This is a genomic window from Paraburkholderia xenovorans, from assembly GCF_046030735.1.
Classification (GTDB): Bacteria; Pseudomonadota; Gammaproteobacteria; order Burkholderiales; family Burkholderiaceae; genus Paraburkholderia; species Paraburkholderia xenovorans_A.
Genome location: NZ_JAQQBV010000001.1, coordinates 229,086 through 242,000 on the forward strand (window position 1 = coordinate 229,086; position 12,915 = coordinate 242,000).

The 12,915-nt window shown below is 65.3% G+C and carries 12 protein-coding genes; 7 read left to right on the forward strand and 5 right to left on the reverse strand.

The genetic code is table 11. The features are described 5' to 3' along the window. Positions 1-85 precede the first annotated feature (85 nt). The 3 genes from PQQ51_RS01070 to dacB all read right to left on the reverse strand — a co-directional run bounded on the left by PQQ51_RS01070 (position 86) and on the right by dacB (position 4,271). Positions 86-1,342 carry an SGNH/GDSL hydrolase family protein gene (locus PQQ51_RS01070; RefSeq protein ID WP_408494039.1) on the reverse strand — a complete coding sequence of 419 codons (1,257 nt, stop codon included), beginning with the start codon at positions 1,340-1,342 and terminating at the stop codon, positions 86-88. Between the two features lie 93 nt (positions 1,343-1,435). Then, positions 1,436-2,374, reverse strand: a complete 939-nt coding sequence (locus PQQ51_RS01075; protein ID WP_408494042.1) for a sterol desaturase family protein — start codon at positions 2,372-2,374, stop codon at positions 1,436-1,438. Between the two features lie 196 nt (positions 2,375-2,570). Further along, positions 2,571-4,271, reverse strand: coding sequence for a D-alanyl-D-alanine carboxypeptidase/D-alanyl-D-alanine endopeptidase (gene dacB / locus PQQ51_RS01080; RefSeq protein ID WP_408494044.1), 1,701 nt, complete (start codon positions 4,269-4,271; stop codon positions 2,571-2,573). A gap of 174 nt (positions 4,272-4,445) precedes the next feature. On the opposite strand from dacB, the gene PQQ51_RS01085 reads away from it, so the two are divergent. The 6 genes from PQQ51_RS01085 to PQQ51_RS01110 all read left to right on the forward strand — a co-directional run bounded on the left by PQQ51_RS01085 (position 4,446) and on the right by PQQ51_RS01110 (position 10,293). After that, the gene (locus PQQ51_RS01085) at positions 4,446-5,108 is read left to right on the forward strand and encodes a response regulator (protein ID WP_408494046.1); all 663 of its coding nucleotides are present in this window, start codon (positions 4,446-4,448) and stop codon (positions 5,106-5,108) included. 4 nt (positions 5,109-5,112) lie between these two features. Continuing rightward, on the forward strand, positions 5,113-6,414 hold the full coding sequence (locus tag PQQ51_RS01090; RefSeq protein ID WP_408494048.1) for an ATP-binding protein: 1,302 nt from the start codon (positions 5,113-5,115) through the stop codon (positions 6,412-6,414). A gap of 183 nt (positions 6,415-6,597) precedes the next feature. Next, a complete protein-coding gene (locus tag PQQ51_RS01095) occupies positions 6,598-8,115 on the forward strand; it encodes a DegQ family serine endoprotease (RefSeq protein WP_408494050.1) in 1,518 nt (505 codons plus the stop codon). A 279-nt stretch (positions 8,116-8,394) separates the two neighbouring features. After that, complete coding sequence (locus PQQ51_RS01100) at positions 8,395-8,892, forward strand: carboxypeptidase regulatory-like domain-containing protein (RefSeq protein ID WP_408494051.1); 498 nt, start codon at positions 8,395-8,397, stop codon at positions 8,890-8,892. Between the two features lie 214 nt (positions 8,893-9,106). Continuing rightward, positions 9,107-9,511 (forward strand): DUF427 domain-containing protein, encoded by a 405-nt coding sequence (locus PQQ51_RS01105; RefSeq protein ID WP_408494052.1) that lies wholly within the window; start codon positions 9,107-9,109, stop codon positions 9,509-9,511. Between the two features lie 32 nt (positions 9,512-9,543). Then, positions 9,544-10,293, forward strand: coding sequence for an SRPBCC family protein (locus tag PQQ51_RS01110; protein WP_408494053.1), 750 nt, complete (start codon positions 9,544-9,546; stop codon positions 10,291-10,293). 96 nt (positions 10,294-10,389) lie between these two features. Here PQQ51_RS01110 and PQQ51_RS01115 read toward each other — a convergent pair whose 3' ends face one another. Beyond that, positions 10,390-11,385 carry a helix-turn-helix domain-containing protein gene (locus PQQ51_RS01115; RefSeq protein ID WP_408494054.1) on the reverse strand — a complete coding sequence of 332 codons (996 nt, stop codon included), beginning with the start codon at positions 11,383-11,385 and terminating at the stop codon, positions 10,390-10,392. A 164-nt stretch (positions 11,386-11,549) separates the two neighbouring features. Here PQQ51_RS01115 and PQQ51_RS01120 point away from each other — a divergent pair, with 164 nt between their 5' ends. Beyond that, on the forward strand, positions 11,550-12,182 hold the full coding sequence (locus PQQ51_RS01120; protein WP_408494055.1) for a cysteine hydrolase family protein: 633 nt from the start codon (positions 11,550-11,552) through the stop codon (positions 12,180-12,182). Here PQQ51_RS01120 and PQQ51_RS01125 read toward each other — a convergent pair. Next, positions 12,179-12,847 (reverse strand): TetR family transcriptional regulator, encoded by a 669-nt coding sequence (locus PQQ51_RS01125; RefSeq protein ID WP_408494056.1) that lies wholly within the window; start codon positions 12,845-12,847, stop codon positions 12,179-12,181. The genes PQQ51_RS01120 and PQQ51_RS01125 overlap by 4 nt on opposite strands. Positions 12,848-12,915 lie beyond the last annotated feature (68 nt).

The following is a 12,915-nucleotide window of genomic DNA, read 5'->3' on the forward strand; positions in this document are numbered from 1 at the left end:
ACCACAAAAAACGCCCCGGCTCGACCAGCGAGCGAGGGCGTTCCTCACAGCCTCTTTCTACTACCGCCAGACGGCGGCAATCCGCTTACTTCCCCAGACCCGTAGCCGCGATCTGCTGCTGGACATACTGCGCGAACAAAGCATGCGTGTGCGTGCTCGGATGGACCGTATCCGCGAACATGTAGGTTTGGTCCGCACCGGCCACCGTATAGGTCTGCGGCGAGCAGAATAGCGACGAACCGAACTGCGCGCCGTACTGAGCCGGAGTCAACCCGTTCGTCGCGCCCGGATTGGCGGTGGCGTAGGCGGTTGCGTTGCTCACCATCGCTGCCAGGTTGCATGCCGTGCCGGTGTTGGAGACCGTGAAGCCCAGCGCCTTGTAGTTCGGCAATTGCTGATCCAGCCACGTGAATGCATCGGCGACGATAACCTTGCCCGCACCCGTACCCACGAGGCCGAGCGCCGTCATGTTCTGGACCAGCAGATAGTTATACGCGGCGGTAATGCCTGTCAGCAGTTTGGACGAGCCCGGCGTGGCCGCTTCGGCCGCAACGCCGAGCGGTGTATTGCCGATGTCCGGCACCGTCGACACCACCACATGGGTCGCGCCCGAGTTGACGATGGTCTGGACTTGCGCGGCGAGTTGGGTGGCGGCTTGCGCGATTTGCGGGTTCGGCAGTTGCTGCAGATAACCGACGATGAACGCGACCTGGCCCGCCTGCGAGTTCGGCAATTGACCGGCTTGCACGAGCAGCGGGTATTGCGTCGCCAGCGCCGTGGCGAGTGCGGTCAGATTGGCGGTGGTTCCGGCAAACTGGAAGATGTCGTTCGCGCCGCCGTTCACCAGCACGAGCTGATTCGCGTTGAAGTTCGTATGCGCGGACAGGTAATTCGCCACCTGAGTCACGACCGGCACCGTGGTCGCCGCCAGGTTGTTCGGCGCCCAGCCCTGACCTTGCGGATTGACGACGTCCGAGCCGCCCTGCGCGTAACCGAAGCCGCCTGTCGCGACCAGCGGCTGGCCGAAACCGCCGACGTAAGCCGGCGTCAACGTGCCGCCGTAGTATTCCGCCACCTTCTGCGTCCACACTTCGCCGGGGTTGGTCGTGAAGCGGCCGCCGCCGAAGCTCGACTGGATCACCGGCGAATACGTGCCGACGTCCGACAGGCTGTCGCCGAACGACACCACCTGCAGTTTGACGCCGCCTGCCGGCGTGCTGCTCGCATTGTTGTTGTTGTCGCTGCCGCCGCCGCAAGCCGCGATCAGGGCAAACGCAGCGCTAGCCATGGCGATCTGCGTGACGCGAATGAATTGACGCTTCTTCGATGCTGTTTGATTCATGTTGACTACATCTCCTCGTATGTGTGGCCCTGATGCCATGTATTGCAGGCGGCGCCCACCGCGTCGGCGGTATGACACAGCTTACAGAATCTTCTACGGCCTGCGAGTCGGGTGAAACGCGGCTGTATGGTTTTCTTCGATGCCTATGTCGCGAACTGTGGAGGCCGCAGCGCCCGCGCGCGACGCGTGATATTGCGCGGCCCAGGCCGGCGGCGCGAACAGCGCGCGCAGCTTGTTGCGCCAGCCGTGCACGCTCGCGAAATCGGCGGCCATCGATTGCCATTCGTGGAACGTCGCCTTCAGCGGGTTATACGTGTGCAGCGGCTCGACGATGCCGTACACCGGCGCATCCTGCGGATCTTCGTCGACGTAACTGCCGAACAGGCGGTCCCAGATCACCAGCACGCCTGCGTAGTTGCGATCGATATAGCGGTCGTTGCGCGCGTGGTGCACGCGATGAATCGACGGCGTATTGAACACGTACTCGAGCCAGCCGAGCTTGCCGAACGCCTGCGTGTGCACGAAGAACTGGAAGCCGAGATTGATCAACACGACGGCGACGATCTGCTTCGGCGGGAAGCCGAGTACCGCGAGCGGAATCCAGAACAGCCACATGCCTGCGACCGGATACATCAGGCTCTGACGGAACGCGGTCGAAAAATTCATTCGCTCCGACGAGTGATGCACGACATGCGCGGCCCACAGCCAGCGCACCCGATGGCTGCTGCGGTGAAACCCGTAGTAGAGCAGATCTTGCGCGATGAACAGTACGACGAACGAAACCCACGTGGACGGCCACGTGGCGATGCGGTAACGATCGTAGAAGAACGCGTAGACGGGAATGATCGCGAGCCACGCGAGTTTGTCCGCGGCTTGCTGCATCAGCGCGAGCGCGGCGTTGCAGAAGGTGTCGCGCCAGCTATAGATTTGTGCGCCCGGGCGGGTACGCCGCAGGTGCCACGCCTCCCAGCCGATGCATGCGAGAAAGACTGGCGCCATGGCGAGCAGCAGCAATTCGGCATCGAATTGCATCGTGTCTTCCTCCGTGGTCCCGGGGCCGCGGCGTTGGTCGCCGCGGACGTTGTCGTTATCGTTTGATTGGGCCCCGCTCTTGCAGCCGATGCGCGGTTCGCGCACTACGCATCGTGTTTCACGTGCGCCTCAATCACTGCCCGACAGCGTACACGCTTGGACGCGATGAGACGCACGGCTTCTATAGAAGGAATATTCAATGGCCCGCGCGCTTGTGCGGGTTTTTCCTGGGCTTGGCGCGCGCCGGTTCGGCCGGATCGGAGGGCGGCGCGGAGACTTTCGTGGAGACCTTCGTGAATCCCTGGGACGGACCCTGGTAGACCCATTCGAGCAACGCATCATGCGCGGCGCGCGCGGCTTCCGAATGCGGGTCGTTGATCAGGCTCACCACCACGTAGCTGTTGCCGTCCGCCGACGCGACATAGCCGGCGATCGCACGCACGTCGCGCAACGTGCCGGTCTTGATGTGCGCGTTGCCGCCCGCGCCCTGGTTCGTCAGACGGTTGCGCATCGTGCCGTCCACGCCCGCGATCGGCAGCGATTCGACGAACACCTGAGCGACCGGGCTCGCGTTGGCCCGTTGCAGCAGATCGGCGAGCGCGAGCGCGGTGACGTGTTCGTCGCGCGAGAGGCCCGAGCCGTTGTCGAGCGTCAGGTATTCCATGTCGATGCTGTCGCGGCGCAGAAACGCTTCGATCGCGCGCGCCGATTTCTCGGGCGTGGCCGGCGGTTTTTCTTCGGTGGCGCCGATCGTCAGGAACAGGTTGCGCGCCATCGTGTTGTTGCTGAACTTGTTGATGTCGCGAACGATGTCGGACAGCACCGGCCCCTGGTGTGTCGCGACCAGTTTCGCGCCCACCGGCACCGCGCCTTCGCGAGTCGCGCCGCTGAAGGTGCCGCCGGTTTGCTGCCATAACGCGAGGAAGCCGCCCGCGAAGAACGCCGAGTGATCGAGCACGGCGACGTTGATCGTGCGCGGGCCGCAGCGCACCGAATACTCGCCGGCAAACGACGCCACCACGGTGCCGTTCGGCTGCGGCGTGACGCTCGGCGACACGGCTGCGGCGTCGCCGCGGCATGGGCCATTGACCGCGTGCATCTGATTGTCGATCTGCAACTGCGCGAGCGCGGGCAGCACGTCGATCGCGACGCTGCCGTTGGACGACGGCGTCAGCGTGAACGACAACGACTTGAACGCGTACAGCAGCGGATCGGGGCCGACGTTGTACGGCGCGCTCGCGTCGTCGTCGAATGGCGGCAGGTCGCGCGTCGACGGATCGAAGTAGCGCTTGTCGAGCACCAATGCGCCGTCGATACCGTTGATGCCCGCCTTGTGGATCTTCTGCACGAGGTCGATCAATTCTTCCGGCACCAGCTTCGGGTCGCCCGTGCCCTGGATGTATAGATTGCCGTGCAGCACGCCGTTGCCGTCCACGGTGCCGTCCGAGTACGCGCTGGTGCGCCAGCGATAGTCGGGGCCGAGAATCGACAGCCCGGAATAGGTGGTGACGAGCTTCATCGTGGACGCGGGCATCATCGGTTTGCCGGCGTTCAGCGCGAGGATCGGCGTGCGGTCGCCTACTTTTTCCACGACCACGCTGATCGACGACAGCGGCACATGCGCGCGCTGCAAGCCCACCATCACCGCTTGCGGCAACACCGTGGTGACGTTGACGCTCGGATGCGCGGCCTTGACGCGCGCCTGGGCCGCGAGCGGCACGGACGCGCCGCTCACGAGCGCGATGCCGGCAAATATCAGCGCCGCGCTGCGAGGAGCGAAACGGCGCGGCACGCAAGTGTGGGCAGCAGTGACAGCGGCGGGAGCGGAGCCAGGCGAACGCAATACCGGAAGGTGAACCAGACGGCGTGCGAGGGAAGACAGAAAAGCGTGCGTCATGAACGGGCGGGCAGAATTTCAGGGCTTCGGACACATCGACAGCCGGGTGCCGCGAAGCAAAGCGCCCATTGTAGAGACATGCCGCGGCGCTGCGGTGAAAAAGCATCATGCCTCGCGCCCGCCCGCGCGGACGCTAGAATGCGGCATCGATGAATGTTTCAGGACCGTCATGTCATGCGCATATTGCTAGTCGAAGACGACCGGATGATTGCCGAAGGGGTGCGCAAAGCGTTGCGCGGCGAAGGCTTCGCGGTGGACTGGGTGGAAGACGGCGAAGCGGCGCTCAGCGCGGCGTCGAGTCAACCTTACGATCTCGTATTGCTGGACCTCGGTTTGCCCAAACGCGACGGCCTCGACGTGCTGCGCACGCTGCGCGCGCGCGGCCACGCGCTGCCGGTGCTGATCGTCACCGCGCGCGATGCGGTCGCCGATCGCGTGAAGGGGCTCGACGCTGGCGCCGACGATTACCTCGTCAAACCCTTCGATCTCGACGAACTCGGCGCCCGCATGCGCGCGTTGATTCGCCGCCAGTCCGGCCGCAGCGATTCGACGATTCGCCACGGCAACCTCACGCTCGATCCCGCGTCGCATCAGGTCACGCTCGACGGCGCGCCGGTCGCGTTGTCGGCGCGCGAATTCGCGCTGCTCGAGGCGCTGATCGCGCGGCCCGGCGCGGTGCTGTCGAAGAGCCAGCTCGAAGAAAAAATGTACGGCTGGGGCGAGGAGATCGGCAGCAACACGGTCGAGGTCTATATCCATGCGCTGCGCAAGAAGCTCGGCGCGGAACTGATCCGCAACGTGCGTGGCCTCGGCTACATGATCGCGAAGGACGCCTGAGCCGATGCGTTCGATTCGCCGTCAATTGCTTGTGTGGCTGCTGGCGCTGGTGTTGCTCGGCGTCGGCATTGCGGGTTGGCTGATCTACCGGCAGGCGCTGGCCGAAGCCAACGAACTGTTCGATTACCAGCTGGAGCAGATCGCCGCGGCGCTGCCGTCGGAACCGTTCTCGCAGGTGCTCGGTTCGCGCGACACCGGCGACGAAGGCATCGTGCTGCAGATCTGGAATCGCAACGGCGTGCTGATGTACTACTCGCGTCCGCGTGCGCCGCTCGCGCCGCGCGCCGAACTCGGCTTTTCGACCGAACGCACCGAGCGCGGCGACTGGCGCGTGTATGGCGCGATCGTCGGCGATAACGTCGTGCAACTGGCGCAGCCGATTTCGGTGCGCAACCGGCTCGCGGCGAACGTCGCGCTGCGCACGTTGTGGCCGCTGCTCGTGCTGTTGCCGCTGATGGGCGTGGCGGTATGGATCATCGTCGGTCGTGGACTCAAGCCGTTGCGCCGCGTGACCACCGCGCTCAACGCGCGTCATCCCGAAGCGCTCGATCCGTTGCCCGACCAGCGGCTGCCGCTCGAAGTGCAACCGCTCGTGCGCGCGCTGAACGGTCTGCTGCAACGGCTCGCGACTGCACTCGATATCCAGAAGGCTTTCGTCGCCGATGCCGCGCATGAGTTGCGCACGCCGCTCGCCGCCGTGCAGATCCAGTCGCAACTGGTGGCGCGCGCGAAAGACGACGTCGCGCGCGGCGAAGCGCTGGCCGATCTGCAGGCCGGCGTCACGCGGGCGACCCGTCTTGCCGAGCAATTGCTGGCGCTCGCGCGTTCGGAGCCGGATGGCCTCGCTGTCACCGACGCAATCGACTTGCGCGCGCTGCTGCGCGACTGCGTGGCAGCTTACGCGCCGCTTGCGATGAATCGCGGCGTCGATCTGGGTATCGACGCGAGCGAGTCGGCCACGGTGATCGGCGACCCGGAAGCGCTGCGCGTGATGTTCAACAACCTGGTCGACAATGCGGCCAAGTACACGCCGCACGGCGGTCACGTCGACGTCAGTCTGCATGTCGAAGACGGGCATCCGGTGGCGCGCATCGCCGATAGCGGACCCGGCATCGCGCCGTCCGAACGCGATCGTGTGTTCGATCGCTTTTACCGCGCCGGTGCGGGCGAAAACCGGGTGCGCACGGACGTCGGCGGCACCGGCCTCGGCCTCGCGATCGTGCGCCGCATCGCCACTCAACATCGCGCGACGGTCACACTCGACGAATCGCCTTCAGGCGGTTTGCAGGTGAGCGTGCGTTTCTGAAAAAAGCACCGTTTGCGCGGTGCTGCGGCTGGTTCGGAAAGAGGCTTAAAACAGCCTTAAAACCGACTCTAACGACTAAAAACCGGGCAAAAAACGATCTGTCGCTGCTTAAGACTCATTTAAGCGACGGTCCGTACGCTTCACGTCATCCCGAAGCCTCTTTCTGCCAGTCAGGAGTACACGATGAACGCGAAAACCTTGTCCCGCAGCGCGGTTGCTGTAGCTGTCGCCGTGGCGCTGTCCGCCGGCTATGTGGCGGGGCATCGCGACGTGCCGCCGCCGCAGGTCATCACGCAGGCGCAAGCCGCGATGATGCCCGCCGAAGCCGCCGCCAAAACCGGTGTCCCCGACTTCTCGGGTCTGGTCGAAACCTACGGCCCGGCCGTCGTCAACATCAGCGCGAAGCACGTGGTCAAGCAGGCCGCGTTGCGCGGTAACGGCAATGGCGGCGCCAGCGGCAACCAGTTGCCGATCGACCCGAACGATCCGTTCTACCAGTTCTACAAACGCTTCTTCGGCGGCATGCCGGGCATGCAAGGCGGCGACGGCGGCGATGCGCCCGATCAGCCGAGCGCGAGTCTCGGCTCGGGGTTCATCGTCAGCAGCGACGGCTATATCCTGACGAATGCGCATGTGGTGGACGGCGCGAACGTCGTCACCGTCAAGCTGACCGACAAGCGTGAATTCCGTGCGAAGGTGGTCGGCGCCGACAAACAGTCCGACGTCGCGGTGCTGAAGATCGACGCGAGCAATCTGCCGATCGTGAAGATCGGCGATCCGCGCCAAAGCAAGGTCGGCCAGTGGGTGGTTGCGATCGGCTCGCCTTACGGCTTCGACAACACGGTGACCTCGGGCATCATCAGCGCGAAGTCGCGCTCGCTGCCGAACGAAAACTACACGCCGTTCATCCAGACCGACGTGCCGGTGAACCCCGGCAACTCCGGCGGTCCGCTGTTCAACCTGCAAGGCGAAGTGATCGGCATCAACTCGATGATCTATTCGCAGACGGGCGGCTTCCAGGGTCTTTCGTTCGCGATTCCGATCAACGAGGCGATCAAGGTCAAGGACGACATCGTCAAGACCGGCCACGTGAGCCGCGGCCGTCTCGGCGTCGCCGTGCAGGGGATGAACCAGACGCTCGCCGATTCGTTCGGGATGCAGAAGCCGCAAGGCGCGCTCGTGAGCTCGGTCGATCCGGGCGGCCCGGCTGCGAAGGGCGGTTTGCAACCGGGCGACGTGATTCTGTCGGTGAACGGCGACCCGGTCGGCGATTCGTCGGATCTGCCGGCGCAGGTCGCGGGTCTGGCGCCGGGCAGTTCGGCCACCGTCCAGGTGTGGCGCGACAAGGCGACCAAGGATCTGAAGGTGACCATCGGTTCGCTGTCGGATGCGAAAACCGCTTCCGCGGACAAGGCCGATCAACCGACGCAGCTGCAAGGCCGTCTCGGCGTGGCCGTGCGGCCGTTGACGCCGGCGGAGCAGAGCGGTGCGTCGGTGTCGCACGGTTTGCTGGTGCAGCAGGCGGGCGGCGCGGCTGAAAGCGCCGGCATTCAACCGGGTGACGTGATTCTGGCGGTCAACGGCCGGCCGATCTCGAGCGTCGATCAGTTGAAGCAGATGATCGCGAGCGCCGGCAACAGCATCGCGCTGCTGATCCAGCGCGACAACGCACAGATCTTCGTGCCGGTCGATCTCGGCTGAAATCCCGTGGTCCGACCGTTCGACCGGGCCGTGTGGAAATCGAAGTAATAGATGCCGGTCCCTTGCACTTACTGCACGCGGACCGGCTTTTTTACATGCAGCCCAACGTATTCAGCAGACGTAAACCGCAGCGGCGCGCCTCGTGCGGCGGCAAAGCAGCGGTTTCCCGACGGCGCGATCTGCCCGGTGGCACGCAGGTTGCGTCTCCATGAACCCGGGCTCGTGAAGAACCCGGAGCAGTCGAAGAAAGCGACAAGGACCTTAACAAGGAGCGAACCGATGAAAACCCAACGCAATCAGCGAAGGATCGTAGCCGCTGCACTCTGCGCAGCGCTCACGCTCGGTCTGGCGGGCGGCGCGTATGCACAGCAGGCGAGCGATGTAAGCGGCGGCTCGACCGCCGACGACAGCAGCGCAGGCAACGCGAACGGCGGCGGTCTGCCGCAAATCCAGCACCACGGCGACGTCTCGTTCGTGTCGGGCGGCGTCGGTCAGGACGAATCGAAGGCATTGCAACACGCGCAGAGCCAGTGGCCGCTGTCGCTGCGCTTCACCGGCCCCGGCTCGGACTTTCTCGCCGACGTCCACGTTCGGGTGGTCGACGCGCACAACGGCGAAGTGTTGAGCGCCACGTCGCGCGGGCCGTACATGCTGGTGAAGCTGCGTCCGGGGCGTTACACCGTGCACGCGCAATATAAGGATCGCGACCAGACGAAGCCGGTGACAGTGCCGGCCAAGGGCACGGCGAAGGCCGCGTTCTACTGGAATACGCAGTAAACAACGCGGCCGGCCGGGCGCTGAAAGGCGCGCAGGAAGGCCGCGCGCTCGGCGGGAGTTTGGCCGATAATGAAGCCACGGGCGCGCCCGTGGCTTTGCTCTATGTGCCGCCGCGCCCTTGCACGACCGTAGACGCCACTTGAGCACGTCGATCGAACACGCCGCTTGCACAGGCGCTTGCACATGCGCTTGCACATGATTAAGGAGCCGGGACATGAGCGATGCCTTGACACCTCACGGACACCCCGGCTCCGGGGCCGGCGCGAGCGCGGGCGGCCACACGATCACGATTTCTGGCAACAACCATCGGGTGCGCGTGATTCACGGCGGCGTCACGATGGCCGATACGCAAGCGGGGCTGACGCTCAGCGAAACCGGTCTGCCCGACGTGTTTTATTTCCCGCGCGAACACGTGAACATGGCGCGGCTGGAACGCTCCGCGCACACGTCGCATTGCCCGTTCAAGGGCGACGCGTCGTATTTTCACCTGCGCACGGAAGACGGTCTGATCGAGAACGCCGTGTGGAGCTATGAAACACCGCTCGAGCCGGCAAAACAGATAACAGGGTATCTCGCGTTTTACTCATCGCGCGTCGACCGCATCGATCAGACGTCCTGATCCGCTGTCGCGCGTTTATCGGGGAGGCTGCCATGGAGCTGAACGACGCGTTACGTATTCCGCTTGCGCCGTCCGACGTTTGGGACGCGCTGCAGGACCTCGCGCTGTTGCGTGCCAGCCTCGACAACTGCGAATCCTTTACGCGTCTCGCCCACGGCGAGTACGAGTTGACCATGACGGTGCCGCTCGGGCCGCTACGGGCGCGTTATCAGGCGCGGGCCCACGTCGCCGGTCAGGATTCCGGGCCGGCTGACGCCGAGCGCCGCACCATCAACTTCAAGGCGCGCGCCGAGGGCATCGGCGCGCTGCGCGGCCAGATCGAAATAAAATTGCGCGCCGACGACCACGGGCACGGCGCCGGCAAGGAACATGGCACGCGCATCGACTATACGATCTGGGCGACGTCGTCCGGCCCGCTCGCCGAACTGCCGACACGCCAGCTCGAAAATGCGCTGCGCGAGCTGGCGGATGACTTTTTCACCGAATTCGACGCCGTCGTGCGCGCGAAGCATGGACAAGGACCGAACCGCGCGCGCGGCGGGGCGCCGCGGCGTCAGCACGTGTTTCTGCGGCCGATCACGCTAGGCGGCATCGCGCGGCGCACGCGCGTGGATCACGGCAACGGATTGACCGGCCGCGCGGCGAGCGCGTCGCACGGGGTGTCGCATGGAGTCTCGCATCGCGAGCCGAGTCCGCATGTGGTTCCGAACTGGGCGTGGGCCGCGATGATTTTCGTGGTCGCGCTGCTGCTTTATGTGGCGCGGTGGATCAGCGAGCACTGACGCTGTCGCGTTCACGCGACTACGAAATCACGTTGGCTCCTTACGAAACGGCGGTGCCTGAGCTTCCTGCCTCCCACGCAACGCATCGCACATCGCTCACACCCCGCGAAACTCGCGCCGCCACGCGGAGGGCGACGTGCGGAACGCTTCCGCGAAATGTTGACGAAGCGAAGCCGTCGAACCGAAACCCGCCATTCCCGCGATCGCTTCGACCGACTCGTCGGTGGTCTCGAGCAACTGCTGCACGCGCGCGAGTCGCTGCGACAACAGCCACGCGCCGACGGTGCTGCCGGTGGCGAGGCGAAAGCGTCGCGTGAACGTGCGGCGGCTCATCAGTGCGCGCCCGGCCAGCGTGTCGAGCGTGTGCGGCGCGTCCAGATTGCCGCTGACCCATTCCAGCAGGCACGACAGCCGATCGCCGCGCACGTTCGGCGCGACCGGCTGCTCGATGAACTGCGCCTGCCCGCCTTGCCGATGCGGCGACACCACCAGCCTGCGCGCCACACGATTGGCCGCCTGCGCGCCGCACATCTTGCGCAGCACGTGCAGACAGCAGTCGAGGCCGGCGGCGGTGCCGGCCGAGGTCAGCACGTTGCCGTCGTCGACGTAGAGCACGTCGGGGTCGAGCCGCACGCGCGGATAGCGGCGCGCGAAATCGTCGGCCCACGCCCAGTGGGTGGACGCCGGCCGGCCGTCGAGAATCCCGGCGGCGGCCAGCACGAACGCGCCGAGGCACAGGCCGACCAGCTGCGCGCCGCGCGCGTGGGCGGCACGCAACGCGTCGAGCAGCGCGGCGGGCGGTAGTTCGTCCGGATCGCGCCAGCTCGGCACGACGATCGTGTGCGCGTCGGCGAGCGCCTCGAATCCGTGCGTGACGGCGATCGAAAAGCCGGCGGTGGTGGTGAGCGCGCCGGGCCGCTCGGCGCAGACGCGAAAGTCGAAATCGGGCAAGCCGTCGCGACGGCGGTCCTCGCCGAATACCGCGCACGGCACGGCCAGATGGAACGGGCTGATCTGATCGAATGCGATTACCGCGACGACGTGTGGCTGCGGGTCCGCGGTCGCGGTGTCGGAGGATGCGGGTGTCGCCATCGGTGGCTCCCTGGATTCGACGATGGCCCGATTCTAGCGAATCTTGTCATTCGGGTCGCTGTCGGCGATCGCGACGCGCGGCAACAATGCATCCATCGCTGCTGCCTGTTCGCGGCCCATTCCGGGCCGCGCAGCACGAACATTATTCACCGAGGAGTCTTGCCATGTCCGCACCGCGCCGCGCGCTGATCGTCATCGATGTGCAGAACGAATATGTCACCGGCGATCTGCCGATCGAATATCCGCCGGTCGAGACCTCGCTCGCCAACATCGGCCGCGCGATGGACGCGGCGCGCGAGGCCGGCGTGCCGATCGTGGTCGTGCAGAACTTCGCGCCTGCTACTTCGCCGCTGTTCGCGCGCGGCGGCGCGATGGCGGAGCTGCATCCGGTCGTGGCTTCGCGCCCGCATGACCACTACGTCGAGAAGTCGCTGCCGAGCGCCTACGCCGGCACCGATCTGGGCGCATGGTTGCGCTCGCAGCAGATCGACACGCTGACGGTAATCGGCTACATGACCCACAACTGCGACGCGTCGACGATCTTCCACGCGGTTCACGACGGGCTCGCGGTCGAATTCCTCGACGACGCGACGGGTTCCGTGCCGTACGAAAACAGCGCGGGGTCGGCTAGCGCACAGGAGATTCACCGGGTTTTCAGCGTGGTGTTGCAGTCGCGCTTCGCGGCGGTGGCGAGCACGGATCAATGGATCGACGCGGTGAAGGGCGGGGCGCCGCTCGAGCGCGGCAATATCTATGCGTCGAACCAGAAGGCGCGGGCCAGCCGGCAGGCCCGCTAACTCTCGGCAGGATCGGCCGACGACGCTCCATGCCCCGTGCGCAACGCGGGGCTTAGCAGCAACGCGTCGAAAATCCCGGCGACCATCTGCTCGGCATGTTGGCCGAAATCGGTCGCGTCAGGCAGGAACAGCATGTCGCGCAGCGAGCCGCTAATAAACGCATGCACCATCGCCGCGGCCATTTTCGTGTCGAGATCGGCCGGCAGTTGTCCTTTGGAGATCGCGTTGCGCAGGCCGCCTTCGATCTTGGCGAGCCCTTCGCGCATATTGGTCTGATAGCGGATCATCACTGGACCCATCTCCTCGACGAGTTCGCACTTCAGAAACAGGATGTCGAACACGCGGCGGCGGCGCGGGTCGTTGGCGGTATCGCGCAGGCAGACGATGCAAATCTCTCTGATACGCCCGAGCGGATCGGGCTCGCTGGGATTCTGCGAAGCGGCTTTGAGTTCGTCGAGCGGCAGCAGCACGCGATCGAACATCTCGGTGAACAGGTCGCTTTTGTGCGAGAAGTGCCAGTAGATCGCGCCGCGCGTGACGCCGGCTGCCTGCGCGATGTCGGCAAGCGACGTGCGCGACACGCCCTTCTCGAAGAAGACCCGTTCGGCTGCGTCGAGAATGCTGTTGCGCGTCTCCAGCGCCTCTTCTTTGGTTCTTCTGACCATAATGGATGCGACCTCCCCTCTGGTGGGAGTTTTCTCGAGCCGTTTTAAGTCTGCTCGATGACAATCTG